This is a genomic window from Hymenobacter rigui (assembly GCF_003944715.1).
GTDB classification, from domain to species: Bacteria; Bacteroidota; Bacteroidia; order Cytophagales; family Hymenobacteraceae; genus Hymenobacter; species Hymenobacter rigui.
The window spans coordinates 391511-412111 of sequence record NZ_RWIT01000001.1; the positions used below are offsets into that span (position 1 = coordinate 391511).

General features: G+C 59.1%; 12 protein-coding genes. 5 read left to right on the forward strand and 7 right to left on the reverse strand.

Features of this window, described 5'->3' with window-relative positions; all coding sequences use genetic code 11:
- Nucleotides 1-112: 112 nt before the first annotated feature.
- From EI291_RS01625 to EI291_RS01635, 3 genes are read left to right on the forward strand one after another with little or no spacing between them, the layout of a single operon-like run.
- The gene (locus EI291_RS01625; protein ID WP_125417519.1) at nucleotides 113-1096 is read left to right on the forward strand and encodes an AAA family ATPase; all 984 of its coding nucleotides are present in this window, start codon (nucleotides 113-115) and stop codon (nucleotides 1094-1096) included.
- A gap of 3 nt (nucleotides 1097-1099) precedes the next feature.
- Nucleotides 1100-1657, forward strand: a complete 558-nt coding sequence (locus EI291_RS01630; RefSeq protein ID WP_125417520.1) for an acyltransferase — start codon at nucleotides 1100-1102, stop codon at nucleotides 1655-1657.
- Nucleotides 1608-3020, forward strand: a complete 1413-nt coding sequence (locus EI291_RS01635; RefSeq protein ID WP_148103361.1) for a hypothetical protein — start codon at nucleotides 1608-1610, stop codon at nucleotides 3018-3020. Before EI291_RS01630 ends, EI291_RS01635 begins: the two co-directional genes overlap by 50 nt.
- Before the next feature lie 67 nt (nucleotides 3021-3087).
- On the opposite strand, the gene EI291_RS01640 is transcribed toward EI291_RS01635, so the two are convergent.
- Nucleotides 3088-4737, reverse strand: coding sequence for a T9SS type A sorting domain-containing protein (locus tag EI291_RS01640; protein WP_125417522.1), 1650 nt, complete (start codon nucleotides 4735-4737; stop codon nucleotides 3088-3090).
- A 117-nt stretch (nucleotides 4738-4854) separates the two neighbouring features.
- Nucleotides 4855-7650, reverse strand: coding sequence for a TonB-dependent receptor (locus EI291_RS01645; protein ID WP_170172454.1), 2796 nt, complete (start codon nucleotides 7648-7650; stop codon nucleotides 4855-4857).
- A 178-nt stretch (nucleotides 7651-7828) separates the two neighbouring features.
- Here EI291_RS01645 and EI291_RS01650 point away from each other — a divergent pair, with 178 nt between their 5' ends.
- On the forward strand, nucleotides 7829-8725 hold the full coding sequence (locus tag EI291_RS01650; RefSeq protein ID WP_125417524.1) for a YicC/YloC family endoribonuclease: 897 nt from the start codon (nucleotides 7829-7831) through the stop codon (nucleotides 8723-8725).
- A 375-nt stretch (nucleotides 8726-9100) separates the two neighbouring features.
- Entirely contained in the window at nucleotides 9101-9607 is a 507-nt protein-coding gene (locus EI291_RS01655; protein ID WP_148103362.1) for a hypothetical protein, read from the forward strand.
- A gap of 152 nt (nucleotides 9608-9759) precedes the next feature.
- Here EI291_RS01655 and EI291_RS01660 read toward each other — a convergent pair whose 3' ends face one another.
- The 5 genes from EI291_RS01660 to ruvA form a co-directional block, all read right to left on the reverse strand.
- Nucleotides 9760-11121: a M28 family metallopeptidase gene (locus tag EI291_RS01660; RefSeq protein WP_170172455.1), complete on the reverse strand. Its 1362-nt coding sequence runs from the start codon at nucleotides 11119-11121 to the stop codon at nucleotides 9760-9762.
- Nucleotides 11118-11525, reverse strand: coding sequence for a VanZ family protein (locus EI291_RS01665; RefSeq protein ID WP_125417527.1), 408 nt, complete (start codon nucleotides 11523-11525; stop codon nucleotides 11118-11120). The genes EI291_RS01660 and EI291_RS01665 overlap by 4 nt, the downstream gene beginning before the upstream one ends.
- A gap of 23 nt (nucleotides 11526-11548) precedes the next feature.
- The gene (gcvH, locus tag EI291_RS01670; protein ID WP_125417528.1) at nucleotides 11549-11929 is read right to left on the reverse strand and encodes a glycine cleavage system protein GcvH; all 381 of its coding nucleotides are present in this window, start codon (nucleotides 11927-11929) and stop codon (nucleotides 11549-11551) included.
- Nucleotides 11930-12106: 177 nt separating this feature from the next.
- On the reverse strand, nucleotides 12107-19570 hold the full coding sequence (sov, locus tag EI291_RS01675; RefSeq protein WP_240635332.1) for a T9SS outer membrane translocon Sov/SprA: 7464 nt from the start codon (nucleotides 19568-19570) through the stop codon (nucleotides 12107-12109).
- A gap of 264 nt (nucleotides 19571-19834) precedes the next feature.
- Nucleotides 19835-20440 (reverse strand): Holliday junction branch migration protein RuvA, encoded by a 606-nt coding sequence (gene ruvA / locus EI291_RS01680; protein WP_125417529.1) that lies wholly within the window; start codon nucleotides 20438-20440, stop codon nucleotides 19835-19837.
- Nucleotides 20441-20601 lie beyond the last annotated feature (161 nt).

Below are 20601 nucleotides of genomic sequence, written 5' to 3' on the forward strand. Positions count from 1 at the left end.
GCCGCTACACTATTCCTGAAAGTAAAAGCAGGACGGCCGCGGGAGCTGGTAGTAGAAGGCTAATGGCCCCATTTTTCTACCTTTAAGCTCATTCTACCTGTTTCGCTCCCGTATGACGCCTCCGCATTCTGGTTCGGCTCCCGATTATCCACAGAAAATCAAGCAGGTATTTGCCGAAGTGGGCAAGGTGGTAGTGGGTCAGCAGTACATGCTGAACCGCCTGCTCATCGGGCTATTCACGGGTGGCCACATTCTGCTGGAAGGGGTGCCGGGTTTGGCTAAAACCCTTACCATCAGTACGCTGTCGAGGGTGTTGCACCTGCACTTTCAACGCGTGCAGTTTACCCCCGACCTGTTGCCTTCCGATTTGGTGGGCACCATGATTTACAATCAGGGCCAGTCGGAGTTCGAGGTGAAAAAGGGCCCCATCTTCGCCAACTTGGTGCTGGCCGACGAGGTGAACCGCTCCCCGGCCAAAGTGCAGAGTGCCCTGCTGGAAGCTATGCAGGAAAAACAGGTGACTATTGGCGAGACCACCTACCCGCTGGATTTGCCCTTTCTGGTGCTGGCTACGCAAAACCCCGTGGAGCAGGAGGGGACCTACCCGCTGCCCGAGGCGCAGGTAGACCGTTTCATGATGAAAGTGCACGTGGACTACCTCAAGAAAGCCGACGAGCTGGAGGTGATGCGGCGCATGGCCAACATGAGCTACGTGGGCGAAGTAAACCCGGTACTCACCAAGGAAGATATCTTCGGCATCCGCCAGCAGATCAACCAGGTGCAGATTTCGGAGACGCTGGAGAAGTATATCATTGAGCTGGTATTTGCCACCCGCCGCCCGATTGACTATGATCTGGCCGATTTTCAGCAGTATGTGCAGTTTGGGGTGAGCCCCCGGGCCAGCATTGCCCTGCACCGTGCCGCCAAGGCCGTGGCGTACCTGGACGAGCGGGACTACGTGCTGCCCGAGGACATTAAGGAAGTGGCTACCGATGTGCTCAACCACCGCATCCTGCTGAATTATGAGGCCGAAGCCGACGGCATCCGGACGCAGGATATGATTGAGGCTATTCTGCGCAAGGTTCCAATCAGCTAAGCCATGCGGCAGGGCCTGAAAAGGTGGCTGTACCACAGGCTGCACCTGCGGCCGGAAATGCCGCTGAGCTTCTACGTGCTGGATGCGGTGTTCCGGCGGGTTCTGCGCCAGAATGCGGGCGTACGGTGGGCAGTGCATCATACCAGCACCATCCGCAGCCCTGAACGGCTCACGGCCGGCCGCGGCTCTTTTCCTGGTGACTCGCCCGGCGTGTACATCAACGCCGATAATGGCGTGTACGTGGGCGACTTCACCAACCTGGGCCCGCAGGTTGGGCTGATTTCCGCCAACCACGACCCCGTGGCCAATGCCGAGCGAGTTCCGGCCGCCCCGCTGCGCATCGGTAGTTTCTGCTGGCTGGGCATGGGGGCCGTGGTGTTGCCGGGCGTGGAGCTGGGTGATTTTACGGTAGTAGGAGCCGGCGCCGTGGTAACGCGCAGCTTTCCTGAAGGCCACTGTGTACTGGCCGGTAACCCCGCCCGACTTATCCGCCACCTTGACCCCGCCGCCTGTGATGCCCAAGCCCGGAGCACCTACGCGCAGCACGCTGCTGGGCACTAGCGCCTCCATCTTCCTGATCCGGTTTTTCCCGACGCTGGCCAGCGTAGTGGCGCTGGTGTGGCTTTCGAGAAGCATAGATCCGATCTGGTACGGCAGTTACCAGGGCTTCTGGGTGCAGTGGCAGGTAGCCCACGTGGTGGCCTGCCTGGGCATGCCTACCTTGATGCTGACGTATTCAAAGGGTCAGGTACACGCGTTTCTCCGACGGCTGACCGGGCTGCATTGGCTGGGAGCAATTGCCTGGATATGCCTGTGCGCGAAAGGGCTTATGCTGGCGCAGCACGATGATATGGCACTTTTTCCTGGCTGGCAGCCGGCGCTGTTTTTGGTTCTGAACGTACCGGTGGCGGTGCTGGAAGCCTACGCACTGCTGGGACGCCAGTTTCGGGCTGTGGTGCTGGTAAGCGGACTGTACGCGGGTTTGTTTGTGCTTAGCCACGGCTTACGGGCGATACCCCTGATTGGCTTCTCGAACCTGATGAACCTGCTGCTGCTGGGCAGCGGGCTGCGGCTGCTGGCTCTGGCTTTGCTGGCACGGCAACAGTTCCGGCAGGAGCCGCCGGTAGTTGAGTTACCCGCTGGTTTACGGCACGTATGGCTGCACACCGCTCTGAATGAAGTGGTCCAGATTCTGTTCCGGTGGGTGGATAAGCTGGTTCTAAGCTTCCTGCTGCCCGCCGCGTTGTTTGCCTTGTACTTCAATGGCACTATTGACGTGCCGTTTTTGCCGCTGCTGCTAGGCGCAGCCGGCAGTGCGTTGCTGTTGCACTTCCATGAGTCGGAAGTATCTGATGCGCAACGGGTGCAGCTGCTGAAAGCAACTGCCGCGCTGCTGGGGCGGCTGGTGTTTCCGCTGTTCTTCTTTCTGGTGCTGTTTCGGCGGGAGCTGTTCGGGGTGGTGTTTGCGCACCGCTACGATGCGGCCGTACCGCTGTTTCTGTTTTCCTCGCTGGTCATTCCGCTGCGGGCCTACAACTTCACGGCCCTGCTGCAGCATAAAGGTCACGGCCGCATCATTACCACCGGAGCCGTCCTCGATTTGCTGCTGGCCCTGCTGCTCATGTACCCGCTCTACCGCTGGCTGGGTTTGGGCGGGGTGGCCCTGGCGTTTGTCATCAGTACCTGGTGGCAGGCGGGCTACTACCTTCGGCACACGGCCCGGCTAATGGAGGTGCGGTGGGCTGCCATGCTGCCCCTGCGAACCTGGGCGCTGCAGCTGTTGAGCTTCGGGGGCGGACTCTTGCTGCTGCACGAACTGTTGGCCCGTTACCTATCCGAAGCAGGGGTGCTCTGGACCGGCACCAGCGTGCTGCTGGTGCTGCTGGCCGCGCAGCTGTGGTGGGCCCGTCGCGCCGATGGATAGGCCACAAAAGGAAGAAGCCCGGGACTAGTCCCGGGCTTCTTCCTTTTTAGACAGACCTTTTAGCTGCCTATTTGGCAACTACGAAGCGTACCGACTGACTGGTTTCATTGGTGGTTACCTGCGCCATGTACACGCCGGCTTTCAGCGTGGTGGGCAGCGCAACCTGCTGGGCACCGGCGGCCAGCTTGCCGTTCGTCAGCACGGTGGCTACGGTGCGGCCGGTTACATCCAGCACGCGCACGGAGGCTGTACCGCTGCGCTTCAGCTCAAAATTCAACAGAGCTTCACCGGCCGAGGGGTTCGGCGAAACCGTCAGCTGCTGGAGCTGGTCGGAGGCGGATTTCACGGCCAGCGTCTGGCCGGGGCGGTTGTAGCAGGTGGTCTGGGGGTTGAAGTTGGTCCAGCCGGCCACCCAGTTCACGGTGCCGAAAGCGCCGCGGAACGTACCAGTTTTCTCGAAGAAGCTGTCGGCCAGCTTGGCATCGGTGAAGGCTGCACCGGTGCGCAGGGGCGAAGTGGCAGTAGGAACAAAATTCTGCGTTACGTCGGCATCCGGCGTGAAATTGCCGGCATCCAGACCCAGGTCCGAAGCGTTGGTGTACAGCGTGTTGCTGTTGGTCGCCGCGTTCCAGAAGCCCGCCACGTCATACGTGGTAACGCCGGCCGCCTCAAAGTTGCGGGTGGTCATGTTGGCCATTACGTTGTTTTTCAACACCAGCCCGCCGTTGGTGGCGTTGGCCTGGGCAGCGGCACCGTCCAGCGTGAGGCCGGTCGGCCAGCCGCTCAGTACCGTGTTGAAGATGGAAATGGACGTGTTCCGGCGCAGGTGCATGGCGCGGGTGAAGTTGGCCGCCGCCCCGATGGGCGTACGCAGCAGCGCCGTTACGTTCGAGAAAACCGGGGCCGTCTGGGGCGTGTTGGTGGAGCCGCCGGCGTCGTTATCCGACTCAAATGCCGTGGAGCCCGATACGTCGGCCGTGTTCTGCTCCCGAATGATGAGGCCGTACTGTACTTTGCCCTGGTAACCGTTGTCGGTGTCGAAGTCGTCGTCGGTGGCGGCTACTGCCACTAGGTGCTTGGCATTCACGGTGCCGCCAAACCACTCAAACGAGTCGTCGCCGGAGCCATATACCTGCACGTAGTCAATCTGGGTACCGGCTCCTACGCCGGCCAGCGTCAGGCCGTTGATTTCGGAGTTGGGCTGGAAAGCAATACCGGGGAATTCGATGCGCACATACTTAATGATGCCCGAGTTGTCGTTGGCATCGGTGCCGCCGTAGGTAGAGCCTACGCCGCCTTCCACTACCGGCGTACCCGCCAGGTTCACCGGAGCCCGGCCGCAGATGATAACTCCACCCCAGTCGCCGCGGGCCCGGGAGCCGGCCGGTTCATTGGAGGTGAATACGATGGGCTGACTGGCAGTACCCTCGGCAATCAGCTTACCGCCCTGCTCGATGATGAGCGTGCCTTTCGTGGATTTTTCACCCTTAATAATAGTGCCGGCCGGGATGGTCAGCGTAGCGCCGGCCTTCACGTACACAAAGCCCGAGAGCAAGTACACGTTCGAGCTGGACCAAGTAGTGTTCTGGGTGATGTTGCCGGAAACCACCGTAGCCGTAGGAGCGGTGGGGCAAACCGTCTGGGCCTGCGCCTGGGTAACGGGGGCCACAGCCGCTATAGCGCAAGCCAACAAAGCAGGAAGTAGAATCTTTTTCATGGGTAGTGCGGGTGTACTGAGAGGAAGGATATTTCGGTGAGGCAAAGGTCCTAAAGCAAAACGCCCACCGGTAAGGATGGGCGTTATGCTTTCGTTGCGCGTATGTTATCGTATTGTTTAGAAGTTGTAGGTCAGGCCCAGCGTGGAGTAGTTGCCCCGGCGGTACTCGCCGAACGCGCCCCGCTCGTTGCGCCCGATCTTGCCGTCCCGGTTGAAGTCGTAGAACTGGCGCACCTTCTGGTTCAGCAGGTCCTGGATACCGGCCTTCACCTGCAGGTGCTTGCCAATACCTTTGGTCACGGCCAGGTCAATTACGTTGCGCGGCATCTCAATAACGGAGTAGTTGAACTGCTTGTCGCCCACAAACTGGATGCGCTGCCCCACCACGTTGTACTGGGCCGATACCTGCCACTTGCCTTCATCATCCTGGTAAAACAGGCCGGCATTCACTACGTAGGGCGACTGGCCCTGCAGTGCCCGGTCGGTAAGGGCGAAGTTGTTATTGGTGGCGTTGTCGGCCAGCTTCACGCGGCTCTTGATGAGCGAGGCATTCAGCACCAGCGAAAAGCGCTGCAGTACCGGGTTTTCCGTTAGCTCCACCAACGATTTGCGGGCTTCCAGCTCCACGCCCACGTCGTAGGCGTGGTCGGCGTTCTGGTACGTCAGGTACATCTGCTCCGTCGAAACCGACTGCGTAGTCTGCTCGATGGCGTCCTTGAAATACTTGTAGAATACGCCCACCGACAGCATTTCGGAGCGGGTCGGGTAGAACTCGTAGCGCAGGTCGGCGTTATAGATGGTGGCCGTCTTCAGGTTTTTATTACCCGTAATAATGGCGTTGCTGTTGTAGTCGAAGTAGGGGTAGTTGGCCACTTCCCGGAACTCGGGACGGTTTACCGTCACGCTGCTGCCCAGGCGCAGCAAAGAGCGTTGGTTGAAGTTGAAGGTGGCGTTCAACGAAGGCATCGGAATGACGCGGCGCTCCAGGTAGGCGGTATCCTGTGGGTCGCCGTTCTGCAGGTGCTTACGGTTGTATTCCACGCGTACCCCGCCCGAGATGCTCAGCCGGTCCGAAATAGGCGCTACGCCACCGATGTAGCCGGCTACCAGCGTGTTCTGGGCCGTGTACCGGTCTTTGGGCGAAGTGCCCTCATCCAGCACAAAACCGGTTTTAGGATCGAGGTTTTCGGGGGCGAAAATCTGGTTGATGGGCAGCGTCAGCAGGCGGTTGGCGCGGGCCTGGTCCCGGTAAAACGTGCTGGGGTTGCCAATTACGTAGGAGAAGTAGCGGTTCTGGAAGGTGCGCTCCTTCTGCTCGGTATAGAACCCGGCGCGCAGCTTGAAGGCGTTTTCCTTGGTGGTATCACGCCCGGCGAAGCGCCGCTCCCACTGGCCGCTGGCCATGTAGGTGTTTTCCTTGAGGTCGGAGAAGAAACGGCTGGCGTCGTAGGGGTTGCCGTCCGGGGGCACTACCACCAGGAAGGGGCGGGGCGTTTCGCCGGGCTGGGCCGTGATGCGCTGGCTCCGGTAGCGGCTGTAGTCGGGTTCATCCTTGTACACGTAGTTGTAGCCGGCGGCCCAGGTTATGTTGGTGTGCTCTCCGGCCCCCAAATCGTGGGAGCCCTGCAGCTGACCCGAGTAAATGGTGCGGCTCTGGTAGTGCAGCGCGTAGTCGTCCCGGTCGAAGCCCTGGTCCAGCGTCTGGCCGGTGCGGTGCGTCACCTCATCGGTGCCGTACTGGTTCAGGAAGTTGCGGAACTCGAGACGGTTCCGGTCGTTGAGGCGGGCCTGCCAGTTATGAATGATACCCAGGCGGGTGCCCGTCAGGGAGCGTTCATCGTTGTAGGCGTACTGCTGCACGGGCAGGTTGGTAGCCGGGTCCCGCTCAATGAGGTAGCGGTTGCGGGTGATGTTGTTCTGCTCGTGGGTGTTGGAGTACGAAATCGAGGTAACGTTGCTCAGGTACACCTTGCCAAGCTCAAACTTGCGGCTCAGGCCCAACGACACGCGCAAATCGGGACGGGCCGTAATGCGCTGGGGCAACCACTCGTTGCGGAAGGTGGGCTGGTTGCTGGTGCTCACCTGTTCCGGCGTGCCCTCGGGCAGCTGGCGGTTGCCGGCGTCGTAGCCCAGCCAGTCGGTGCCGCGGCCGGGGCTTACCTGGTAGTTGTTCTGGAAGGTGGTGCTGCTGCGGGCCCATCCCGAAACGCTCAGGCTGGTAGCATCCTCCAGTACCGAGTTCTTTGTGAATACTTTCACTACCCCGCCACCCATTTCACCCGGCAGCTCCGGTGAGCCGGACTTGAAAATCAGCACCCGGTCAATTACCGAGCTGGGCAGAATATCAAACGAGAACGAGCGGGTATCCACCTCTGCCGAGGGCGTGAGGGCATCGTTCAGCATCACGGTGTTGTACCGCTCGGCCAGGCCCCGGATTACGATGAAGTTGTTGCTTTGCACCGTTACGCCCGGAATGCGCTTTACCACTTCGGCCGCGTCACGGTCCAGGGTTTTCACAATCTGGTCGTTGCTCATGCCGCTTACCACCACTTCGGCCTTCTTCAGGTCCTGAATCATGGCCACTTCGGTACCGGTTTGCTTCTGGCCGGTCACTACTACCTCTTTCAGGGCCTGGGTATTTTCTTCCAGTGCCCCGTTGAGAGTGGTTTTCTGATCGGCCTGAATACTGATACCGCTGAACGTGAGCGGCTTGTAGCCGATAGACTGGATGGTAATGTTATAGGTGCCGGCGGCCAGTTTCAGGGCGTAGCTACCGTCCAGCTCCACCGGGGCGGCCTGCGTGGTACCGGTTACCAGCACCGTGGCCCCGATGGCACCTTCGCCGGTTTTTTTATCCGTTACTTTCCCAATCAGCGTACCTTGCTGTGCCCACAACAAGTGGCTGATTGTCAAGAAAAAAAATAAGAGAAAAGAACGCCGCATACGAGGGTCGTAAAAAGGTTTCACAAAGCTAGACCGGCCCTGTTATGCTAATATTGCGGCCACGTTATGCTTGTGTTACCGCCCAGCTAAGCGGTTCACCGTCTGCGTGAAACCTGTACTTTTGCGCCCACTTTGCCCACTTCTGCCCATGCTCCAGTCCATGACCGGCTACGGTATCGCCACCCGCGAAACCGATTCTTATGCTGCTACCGTCGAAATCAAGTCGCTCAACTCCAAAACTCTTGATCTGAGTCTGCGGCTGCCGCGCTTCCTGCAGGACCGGGAACTGGAAATCCGTAACCTGGTCACTAAGAGCCTAATCCGGGGGAAAGTGAACCTGAACCTGGACTTCGCGCGCCCGCGCGCAACGGGTGCGCAGGGTTCTATTGTCAACCAGGCTGCTGTAACCACTGCCTGCCAGGAGCTGCTGCAGGTGAGCTTGGCCACCGGCCTGTCGTTGGAGCAGGTAACAGCCGTGGCTCATGCACTGCCTGGTGCTTTGCGCATCCCGGCCGATGCCACAGCTGCTACTGAGGAGGAAGAAGAAACTCCTTGGGAAGAGCTGCTGCCACTACTGCAACAGGCCCTGGACCGCGTCAACCAGTTTCGCCGCGACGAAGGGCAGGCCCTGACCAGCGAAATACTGGGATACGTGGACCGGATTCGGATTCTGTTGGCGGAGGTAGAGAAGCACGACCCTACCCGTATCGAGCAGGTGCGGCAGCGACTGGAAGGCCATCTGGCCGACATCTCCGCCAACGAGAATTTCAACCCGATTCGCTTTGAGCAGGAGGTGCTATACTACATCGAGAAGCTTGACATTGCCGAGGAAAAGGTGCGGTTAGTCAACCATCTGCACTACTTCACCGAAACGGCCGGTTTACCTGAGCCTACCGGAAAGAAATTAGCGTTTATTTCGCAGGAAATTGGTCGTGAAATCAATACCATTGGTTCCAAAGCCAACGACTCTACCATCCAGCATCTGGTGGTGAGTATGAAGGAAGAACTCGAGAAAATCAAGGAACAGATCAATAACATCCTGTAAATACTACACCCCACACCACCCGCCGGTCAGCGCTGTAAATTGAACTTTGTTGGTACTATATCGTATTGGCTATTCTTGATACAGCATTGGGATTTTTCGAGGTTGTGTTTTTCGAAGGTATAACCTGATGAAATCCGATAAACCTTGTTTCTGAGTTATGTAAGCCGTTTTTGATCAAAAAATGACGGGAGAGTGGATGAGACTCTTGATTATTTTTTTGTAAAATACTTGCAGCTTACGTTTTTGTGCGTAAATTGTGTTATCCAAACAGAGCGACTTTGCTCTCGTAGGACCATCAGCTTGCTTTTGAATCTCATCTTTTTTCAGTCTAGGATTATGAAAAAAGTCTTACTCTCTGCCCCTTTATTTTGCCTGATGCTGCTGCTGATGGCTGCCCGCCCCTTTGCCGAAGTAGAGCTGGTAAAGAAGCGCGTGCTGAGCGAGCGTGTGGAAATCCTCATTCCCAAGGGTTTTGAGGTAATGAGCGAGCAGCAGATGGACTTCAACTACGCAAAGGCGCAAAGCCGCCCCAGCGTTATCTACACCAACAATAAGGAGGCCAGCATTGCCTTCTCGTACACCGACAACACGGCTGACCAGGACATGATTGACATGTACTCGGACAACTTCTATAAGATCTACGCCAAGCAGTTCAAAGAAGCCAAGTGGTTCAACCACGGCGTGAAGGAAGTGAACGGCCGCAAAGTAGGCTATATGGAGTTGATGAAGCCCGAGCTCGGTCACGAGGTGTATCAGCTGATTTTCTTCACCGATGTGGAAGGTAAGCTGCTGATGTGCACCTTCACTTGCGCCGACCGTCAGAAGCCGGAGTGGGAAAACGTTGCCAAGCAGATCATGGGCTCGTTCAAAGCCAACAGCTAGTAGCACTACCACCTCATACAAAACGCCCAGTCTGCGTGCGCAGGCTGGGCGTTTTTGTGTCATTAGTCATAAGCAGGCTGGATGTAAGGTCAGCTTGGCTTTTAGAGGGCTACTTATGTTGATGCCCCATCCGGTAAGCTGATACCACGGGCTTACTTCACCATAGCGGCCCCCTGCAGATTCAAAAAATCCCGTAGGAGCTGAAAGACTTGCGGGAAAGTCGTAAGGGGTAAGGTTTCCGGCCGGTCTTCCACATCATGGTAAGCCGTGGTGCCGCCTCGGGTGTAGAGGAAAAATGCGGGTACTCCCTGTTCCGAAAAGTGGTAATGGTCGGAGTTGGCGGCCCGGCCGCGGGCTCCCAAGGCAGGGAGGTAACGGTGCTCCGCGTTGAGTTGCTGCAGCTGCTGGAACTGTCGCTCAAATACGCGGCCGTTTACCACGGTAGCGCCCTCGGAACCAGTACCCAGCAAATCCAGATTGAGCAGGAAACGGATACGGTTAAGCGGTACGAGTGGGTGCTCTACGAAGTATTGGGAGCCAATCAGGCCCGCCTCTTCGGCCCCAAACCCGATAAAGACCAGCGAATAAGCCGGCCGGTTCTCGGGTCGGGCATAGTAGGCGGCAAGTTCCAAGAGCATGGCTGTACCACTGGCGTTGTCGTTGGCCCCCGGGAAGTAGGTGCGCCGGCCCATCGTGCCCAGATGGTCATAGTGGGCCGTTACAACCAGAAAGGAGTCAGGCTGAATGCGGCCGGGCAGGTAGCCTACAATATTCTGGGTGTGGTACTGGCGCTGTAATTTGGCTTCAACGCGCGCAGCTACTAATGCTACGGTAGGGCCACTGGCGGTAGAGGGAATACTATTCCACACCGGCTCTAGTACCTCCAGCCGCATCTGAGTAGCTTGGTCAGGGGCAAGTGAGGCCGTGAGTTTTGGGACCAGCGTCAGGCGTAGGGCAGCCGAATCCAGGTGCTGGCGTAAGGGCAACGGTAGGGTAATCAGTCGCCGCTCATCGGCGGCCCGGAGCACCAGCCCACCACCGTGCCAGGGGTGCCGCAGCAACAGCTGCTGCGCCGTGCTGCTGGTGAAAGTAAGCGTGTCGAAACGCCATATCGGTACGGCGGAGAACGGGCCACCTACTTTGCCACTGCCGGAAGCCGGAGCCGCAATAAAGTCGATGCCCGGCCGGAGCCGCCGCGTACTGCCCAGTACCGGGAAACGGAGCATGCCTAAATTCAGCTCCAGCTTCAGCGCCCCCGGAAAGGAGTTTACATCCAGCGTGAACGACTGACGGTAGCCGGGAGCCAGCGGCTGCAGGCCGAGCTGCTCAAACCGTTGGCAGAGATACTGGGCGGCTTTCTTATCTCCATCCCGAACATAACCCCTGCCCTGAAAAGCAGGCGAAGCCAGCGTGGAGATGGTGCGCCGCACCCGTGGCATATCTTGGCTATGGGCAGGGTGGAAACCCAGCAGCGCCAGTGCCACCAAGGTGCTGAAGGTAGCAGCCCGTTTCATTGCCAGAACCGTTTGACGGTCCACATCAGCAACAGGCCCAGCACCACGCCCAGCGAGTCGCTGAGCATATCCGACCATTCACCGTTACGACCCAGATCCATCCACATCTGCAGCACTTCAATACCGGCGCCCATGGCTACGGTGCCCAGGAATACCGCCCGGAATGCATGCTTGCGGAGCCCGGCGAACCACCGCTGCCGGCCCGCTGAGAAAACGGCCAGCACTGCCAGTAGCCAGAACACAAACGCATGCGCCGCCGTGTCGAAGGACAGAAACTCCCAGTGCGGGGTTTCGGGCATGGAACGGGCCGGGGTGAGAGTACTCACTAAAATAAACGCCGCCCACGCCAGCGGCAGAACCACAAAGGCTCGGCGGCGGGGCGGGGGCGGCGCAGTGGCTAACACGGCCAACAAGAAGAAGTGGTAGACTAAGCGCCTACCAGTTCACCATAGGTAGAGGCGGTCAGCAGGGCATCCAGCTCAGCCGGGTTGCCAATGGACATTTTAATCATCCAGCCGTCGCCGTAAGGGTCGGAGTTTACCAGCTCGGGGCTGCCGTCCAGCTTATCGTTGATTTCCAGCACGGTGCCGGTGATGGGGCTGAACAGATCGGAAACCGTTTTTACGGCTTCCACAGTGCCAAATACCTCGTTCTGGGCTACTTCTTTGTCGAGCGTATCGATATCCACATACACGATGTCGCCGAGTTCCTTCTGGGCGTGGTCGGTGATGCCGATGAAGGCAACGTCGCCTTCCACGCGGATCCATTCGTGCTCTTTCGTGTACTTCAGGCTGGCAGGCAGATTCATGGGGTGCGGTACTTGAAGGGTGAGTGAGGAAAAACGCCCGATGGCGCTTCAGGTCAAAAGTACAGGGAAGCGGTGAGACGGTGAAATAGTCAGATGGTGAAATGGTGAGTTTGCTGTTCAATCCACGCAGGTAGCGCAAGAAGAACATCAAACTCACTATTTCACCATCTCAGTATTTTACTGCGAAAGGCTGTAGCGCAGCTGAATGCCACCCTCGGTGGCCGTGTTGCGGAAAGCGTTCTGTACGCGGGGCTCAGTAATGTTCTGGGTAAAGAAGAACTGCAGGTTCAGGCGTTGGTTCAGCACGTAATCAATAGTTGGGCGCAGCTGAATCTGACGGGTACCGCTGGTTACCTTGCTGGAGGCGCGGCCCTTATTGCCGGTGGAGGTAGCATTGGGGTCAACCACGTCCAGAATGGTGCGCTGCACGGCGTAGTTGTCGCTGATGCTCAGGTCGAGGCGGGCGGTCAGCTCGTTGCGCAGGATGCGCTGCTCCCCACCCACCCGGAAGGGCAGTTTGAGGCGGTTGGTGGAGTAGCCGAAGCGGATAACGATATCGGAGCGGTGCAGCTCGGTAACCTGGGCAATGGGCGTGTTTAGGCCAATGGTCCGGTCGATGCGGTACTCCACGCCGCCTGTTATTTTGCCGGTGGTCTGGAAATTCACCCCAATCAGCGGAGCCAGTCGCTCGGCAATGCTTACCTGCCCCAGAATGAAGTACGGGATGTACTGGTTCGACTGGTTGGTGATGGACGAGAAGTCATCCTTGCCCGGCTCCCGCGTGTAATTAGCCGAGGTAGTGTAGCCCGCAATGTTGTACTGCGAAGTGTACACGTGGTTGATGGTAAACGAGCGGAAGTACCGCTGCATAAATGGCAACTCCGCCAGGCCATTGTACTGAATATTCCAGTTGGGCACGGGCAGCAGAGAGAAGGGGTTGAATCCTTTGGCTTTGTAGTTGGTAGAAGATTTACCCCGGTATGCATCCAAGAAGGCCGGAATCAGCACGTCCTGGGAATTGTAACCGTACAGACCTTGGCGAAGCGGACCGGCAACGGTATAGCCGCCCCGGGCTTCCTGCAGGCGCTGCTGCACAGACACGCGGTTATCGATAAAGCGGTCAAACGCCTTCGATATTTCACCGCCGCTGCTTAGGTCCCCGAACAGCGTCTGAATGGAAATGAACGAGGTGGTGAAGGTGCCGGAACCCAAGGCATTGCTGGCCGTGGGTATAGCGCCCGTAACAGGCAGCAGAGTAGTCGTATCCACGGGATTACGGTAGAATACCTCCCGGTTGCGCACCAAGTTGCGGCGGGCATCCAGCTGAATGTTGAAGTCGCGGAACGGCTCCAGGGTGGTGCGCAACGTCAGGGCTTCCGTGAGCAGCGAGCTAAGCGGGGTGTTCAGGTACTGGCTCTCGGTGGTGTACCAGCCACGGCTGTAGGCCCGGTCGAAGAGGCCATCCAAGTCATACTGCTTGCCCAGCAGGAACGGCACGCCCGGCGCGTCAAAGCTGCTGTTCATCCCGAAGAAGCGGGTACGCGGCAGGTAGCCGGGCAGCAGCGTGCCGTTGGAGCGGGCGTACGTAAAGTTCAGGGAGCGGGCCGTCATCAGAGAGCGAAGAATGCTCTTCAATACACGTAGTTCGGGGCCTTTGCTGGAGTCAGCGGCGGCAGCCTGATCAGCAGTAGCCTGGCTGCTGCCTTTGCGGCCCAGAGCAGCGCGTGGGTCGTTTTTGCCGGCTTCGTCGGCTTTCACGCGGGGCTGGGGTGGGGGTGCGTTGTTGATGATGTTGAGGAAGCGCACCTTGTTGTAGAGCTTCACCAGGTCAATCTTGCCGTTGGCGCTCAGCTCCCCGTTGTTCTGGATGGTGTTACCCAGCTTCAGCTCGCGGGTCTGGGTGCTGTCGGGCTGCGCGGGGTATACGGGAGCTGTCAGGGCCGTAGAGGCAGCCTGCCAGGTGTAGTTGGCCGCGTAGCGCACATCCGAGGAAACCCAGTCCGTGAGCGGGAACTTGTCCAGCGGCAGGCGGTAGGTGAGGGCTACCGTCTGGTTGAAGTTGGTGGTGCGGCCGCCGTTGCGGAACAGGTTGTCGCGCAGCTGCTGGCGGTTGCGCTGGGCTTCATCGGAGCTGCCGATGCTGCGTCCGGTGCCTTCATCCACCACGGCGCGGTTGTTGGCCGTGTAGTCCAGGGCCAGGGCCTTGGTTAGGTCCCAGCGCAGGTCGTAGATGCGGTTGAAGTAGAACGACTTCTGAAACACGCCCGGGATGCCGGTGGTAACGGGCACCTGGCCGGGCTCTAGGGTACGCTGCAGGAACCGCTCATTATACCGCCGGTCCAGGTCGGCGCGGAACGAGAAGCGGGAAGGCAGGGGCGTGAAATTCACCTCCTTGAACATGGCCAGGTAGGGCGAGTCAAATGCCTTGACGCGGGCCAGGGGCGTGTAGTTCTTGGGCGTGGCCTGGTACACGTAAGCCAAGGCCCCGGTGTACGTGCGGGTATAGTCCCGGTCGGTGCGGATATCGGTGTGCAGGCGCTCCGTGATGGAGTAGCTCACGGCAAAATTTTCGATGTCGTAGGGCCGCGCCTTCTTCTCGGGGTTGGTGCGCTCCTTGCGCACGTTGAGTAGGGAAATGCTACGCTGGCTGGTCTGGTCAATCACCTCCTTGCGGTAGGCGGCTTTTTCCTCACTCGACTTAAACTTCTCCAGTGACTGGGTCAGCTTGGTATCGGGGTCCAGGGGGTCGTACTTGGGGGCGCGGGTTTCGATGCCGGCCTGCACCAGTACCGGCACCCGCAGGCCCAGCTTCTCGGGGAAGAATTTCTCGGCGGCTACCGTGGCGTTGATGTCGCCGCGGGTGATGTTGTCGGTGGAGCGTTGCTGGGCTTTGTCCTGCAGCCCCCCGAAGCCCGTGCTGATGAAGCTGCCCGTAGCCGTTACGTTGGCCACATCGGCTAGCTTGGCGTTGAAGCGGGCCGTGGCGGCCCAGCCGCTTTCGTTGTCGAAATCCAGCACCCGCAGCTCATCGGCCCAGAAGGTTACCGACTTGTTAGCCCCGTCATTCTTGGGGTTCAGCACGCCAATCATAGCGCCCTGCACCGCCGAGAGGTCGGGGTTACCCACTACTGTAATGGTCGAGCCATCAGCCAGCGTTACTGTAAACGGCTTGGTGTAGTCGATGCTGGAAGCGGCCTGCTTATTCCGGGCCGATTTGGCATCAATGAAAGCCTGGAAGGGCAAGTCAATTCGGTTATCTAGTGGCCACACCTCGTCGGCGGTGTAACGGGCCGGCGCGCCCGAGGTGCCCGGCTGGGGAGTCAGCACCAGCGGACGGGAGTACTCGTAGTAGTTCTGAATGTAGTCGGTGCCGAGGCGCACGAAGCCGCGCAGCTGCCCGTCGCGCACCGTCCGGTCTTCGCTTTCGGCGTGCATGAACATGCGCAGCCGCTTGTAGCGCAGCATGTTCAGGCTCACGTTTTTGTAAGCGGCTTTGGCAAAACCGTCGCGCAGGCCGTCCACTACCAGCCGCAGGCTCTGCTCGTTCTGCTGGCGGTTTACGGTGCTGGAGCCGTACTCCCGGTCACGCCGGATGTTGGGCGGCAACACGTAGGGAATAGCATCATTAGCCGTGCTCGAAACGCCGTTTTCCTCAATGCTTACCGTAGAGATGCTGAAGCCGTCGGCGTCCGTATCGGGATTCACAATAGTTTGGCCAGGTTCGGCCAGCTTGTTGAGGTAGCGGCGCCATTGGTTGGCCACAAACTGGGGCTGCACCATGCGCAGTACCACCGGCTGCTGCCAGCGTGTGAGGTACATGCGCAGGAAGCGGATAGACTTGAAGCCGAAATCCTGGCCGGCCGGTACACCTACCACACCCGTGGGCTGCCGCACCGGAATGCGGAACTGGTACCACGTAACGGGCTCGTTGTTGGTGTCGGTGTTGGTATTCGTGATTTTGTCGACGATGTAGTTCTGGCCCACCTCCATGCTGGTGGGGTTCAGCTGCAGGCGGTACTCGTAGTACCGCTCCGTATCCGACAGCACGTTGTCACGGTTCAGGTCTTCCTTATCAGGGAAGGCCGTGGAACTGAGCTGGCTGCCCTCGGGCGAGTTGCCCTCCATGCCGTTAAAGTTCTTGTAGCGGGCCAGGATTTTGGCGTCCTGCTGGTCGTAGCTGCCGTCCAGGTGGTGGCGGAAATTATCGGCGGCCGGGTCGGGTACAGACTGATAGACTGGGCTGATGCCGGTCAGCTGCTGTTCTTCGCCGTCATTCACCCCATCCAACCCCACGTCCTGCCGGGCGCGGGCCCCGGGGGCGGCGCTGAAGGCATCGGTGAGGAACTGCTGCTTGGTCACGCGGCCCCACAGCGTGGCGGCGGTTTCTAGCGGCAGGTTGGCCGCGTCTACCGGAATGCCATTTTCAAACTCGTACTGGTTATCGTCCTTCAGCACATCCTCCGACACCGAGCCCAGGTTGATGTACATGTCGCCGCCGGTGGTGTTGTTGGCGTTGTGCCCGTCGGAATCCACTACCCGGCCATTGTCGCCGGCCAGGAAGGGGTCCATCATCCAGAACTCCAGAAACTCCACGTTGGCGTTGTCGAAGTCGGTATCGAAGGTGATTTCGCGCGAAATACCCGCGTGGCGGGCCGCGTTGGCGGCCGGAGTGGTAGTCGAGAAGAAGGTAGGGTTGGTGGAGTTAACCTGGGGCGTGTAGTTGTACTGGCCGCGCTGGTCAGGAAAATAGGCTAAGTCCAGCGTGGTTTCAAAGGAGTTGCCGGTGGTGCCTACGTCCTTGTTCGGGAACACCTCCGTGCGCTTAATGCCGCGCACATAGTGGTTTTTCAGGTCGTTGATGCCAATGTTGCGGGGCTTGCTCTGGCCGTTGGTATAGTAGGTTTGGTCGATGGTGTACCAGGCCAGCTTGGCGCGGCTGTAAGCCACGGCCAGGCCCTGGGCCGTGCCTACCAGCGGAGCCGGTGTGGAACCCAGCCGCCAGGTAGTAGCCGAGCTGACGCCGCCCAACGTGTAGGGCGTGCGGGCATTTTCGAAGTCGTCGAGGTAGGAAACGCCGTTTTCACCGCCACTATCACTGGTGCCCAGCTTGCTCTGGCCGGGCAGCAGCTGCGCAAATTCCCCACTAAAGGCTACCGTCGAAATTTCCTTGGTACTCACGAAGGGCAGCGCGTCCAGGTACTTGGTCAGGGCCCGCGACTCGCGGCGCATGTTCACGTCGAAGCCGTAGATGGTGTTGTTGCCCGGCTCGTCGCCGATGTTCACGCGGTTGATACCGGGGGCCTGGTTTTCACGCAGGTGCAGCACCGTGGCCCCGAAGTTGATATCGGGCGAGAGGCGGTAATCGAAGCGGGCTCCGAGCAGCTTACGCGGCTGCACCTGCACCAGGGCGTTTTTTTCAAACTCCACCCGCAGCTCATTGGCCGAGTTCAGGTAGGCCGGGTTCAGAATTTTGACCTTGGCCTGGTCATAGAAAACCTGGTAGTCGGTGCCTTCCGTGAGCAGGGTGCTGCCGGCAAATACCCGCACCGAGCCCTCGGCAATGCCAATGCCGGGCAGGTTGATTTCATCAGTAGAGGTGGCCTGGAACCGGCCGCGCAGGTAGAATTTGTCCTTCTCCTGGCGCTGCTGGGCGTCGCTCTGCACCTGGTTGTACAGCTCCCGGTACACGTATTTGCGGGCCAGGTCCCGCTCGGCGGTGGAGGCAGTGGTATCAAACTGCGCCGCCAGGTAGCTGCCGAAGGGCTGCACCTCCGGGAAGATGATCTTGCCCAGCTCCGTATCCACCGTCACGCCCGGGAAAAAGTCGAAGTTGCCGTCGGGGTTCCGGTCGTTGTTGGGGTTTACGTTATCGAGGTTGAGCACCTCAATCAGGGGGCGGTTGGCAATGCGCTGGCCTTCCTTCAGCGAAATCAAATCCACCCCCGTAATGTCATCCTTATAGATGAGCTGGAGTTGGAAGTTGTCCCGGTTGAGCTGGTTGGCGTTCAGGGGATAGATGTTTTTCATCATCAAATCCCAGGTCGGCAGGTTGCGGGTCAGCAGGTTCTCGTTGCCGCTGTTGGGCGCGCCGGGAGTCGGTACGTTTACCGTCGGGTCGTTGAGGTTGGCCAGCCCCACACCGGGGTTGGTGGCCTTCAGCATCTTCAGGAAGATGACCTCCTCTTGGCCCACGTTGGTGTAATCGTTCTGGATTTCGCCAACGGTGTAGGTTTTACCGTTGTAAATGTACTGGTACGACACGCCCAGCACCTGCTCCGGCAGCAGTTGCGTGTTCAGCGAGATGTAGCCCAGCTGCGCATTGTAAGTGTACTCGCGCGGGTCGAGCTTGCGGGCCCGCACGTGCTCAAAGTCCACGTTTTTGGTCAGGTTCAGGCTGGCCAGCGCATTGTCCACCGTCAGGTTGTTGCGGAAGCCAGCCGTGCCGCGCACCTGACTGAACAGGGTGTTGTTATTGTTGTCGGCCAGGGCGTTGGGGCCGCTGGGCTTGATAAACTGCCGGCGGTACAGGCGCTTGGGCTCGGCCACGTCCATGAGCGTTACCACGTTGCGGAGGTTGTCGCTCTGGCGGTTATCGTTGGTTACCCATACCTCCAGATGCGTAATTTCCACCCCGCTCTGAATGGTCGGCAGGTTGCGCAGGGCCGCGTCGTATCGGTCGCGGAAGGCCTGGTTCAGGAAGAAGTGCCGGTCCCGCTCGTACTGGCTGGCCTTGATTTCGAACTGCCGACTCTGGCCCCCGTTCTGGATGCGCACGGCATCAGCCTGCCCGCGCAGGGTGCTGGCCAGGGCCGTTACACCCAGCCGCCCGAACTGCAGCTGGGTTTTCACACCAAACAGGTTCTGGCCGCCCGTAATAAGGGAGTTGTTCAATGGCAACGATACGTTGCCCAGCTCCACCTTCCGGATGATATCGGTTTCGTAGCCCGTGTAATCGAGCTTCATGTTGTTCTCGAAATCGAAGGCCGCGCGGGTGTCGTAGTTGAAGGTCAGCTTGAGCTTTTCGCCAATCTGACCGGTCAGGTTGAGGTTGAGGTTCTGGTCGTACTGGAAGTCGCCCACCCGCTGCTGCCGCAGGGTGAGGGTGGGGTTTTCGTTGCGGTTGCCCCGGTAGCCCATGCGCAGCGTCACGGCACCCTGGGGCCGGATGTCTACGTAGCTGCCCCCAAAAATCCGGTCGGCCATGGGGCCCAGGTAGATTTTAGGAATGAGGCGACGGTTCTCGGGCTGGTTGGCGTCGCCGGCTACGCCCCCGTTGGAGCGCTGTCGGAAATAGTTGCGCACGGCCTGCTGCTGCTGCCAGCGCGAGTACTCCTCAAACGTCATCCGACTTGGGTCGCGGAAGTCGAATTCGGGTCCTACTTTTTCGCGGATATCAAAGTTTTGCAGGCTGTCGTCGGCCTGCACGTCCATTTGTACGTTAGAAGGCAGTGGCAGTACCAGCGGGGAACGGCGGCGCTGCGGCGAAAACGGCGTACCCACCCGATCCTCCGGTGCTACCCGGGGCCGGGTGCTGGGGCGGTAGCGGGTGGTATCGGTGCGGGGCGTATCGGGGCTGAAACCGAACGACAGGCGCGGCAGCCGCTGCCCGGCAGGCAGCCAGTCGGACCACAGCTGACGCATAGCAAACGGCGCGGACGCCCCGCCTAACGGTCGGGCCTGAGACCACCACGCTACCAACGACACAACGGCCACCGCTGAGGCAGCCAAAGACTTCTTACCGGTATTCAAGCGTCAATAAGCGAAGGGCGAAAGGAGAGGAGTGCGTTTTTCGTTGCTCGTTGTTTGCGGTTCGTTTTTGTCACGCCTTCATCCACATGGAAAGCCCAGCGGCTTCCGGTGAAAAGCAGCAAAAACGAGCACCAAACAACTAAAAACGAATCTGGCCTAGTGAGACTTAAGAGCGAATTTAATCAATTCCTCCACGCTCAGGTCGTTACCGTGCTTGTGCTGAATTTGGTCGAGGGTTTTCTCGGCCGCCGCCCGCGCGAAGCCCAGCATTACCAGGGCTGCTAACGCTTCACTGCGGTTGGTATTGTGCGCCTTAGCCAGCGGCACGGTATCAATGCCGGCTTTGGCCAGCAGCTCGTCTTTGCGGAGCTTGTCTTTCAGCTCCAGTACCACCCGCTGGGCGGTTTTGGGCCCTACGCCCTTAATGCTCTGGATGGAGCGCACGTCCTCGTTCACAATAGCCTGCCGAATCTCACCCACCGACATCGACGATACCATCACAATGCCCGTGCCCGGCCCGATACCCGACACCGAAATCAGCTGCATAAACAGCGCCTTCTCGTTGGGGTCCAGAAAGCCGTACAGCGTCTGCCCGTCTTCTTTGATGTGCTGGTAGGTGTAGAGCTTGGCCTTTTCGCCCTCGGGGGCCAGCTTGGAGTAGGTAGCCAGCGAAATCCGGATTTCGTAGCCGATGCCATTTACATCCAGAATGGCTTGGGTGGGGTCTTTATAAGCGAGTTTACCGTCGACGTAGGCAATCATGCGGGGTGGTGAAGTTGGGAGTTGTCAGAACCAGCAGAACACCAGCGCACGGACTTTTGTGCCAAACCAATTAGTGGTTCCAACGAAATTAGCTGCCGCCATGCAACACGCGGCCGTTTGGGCAAGTTGCGCCGATTTTGGTCGGAATCAAAACATTGAAA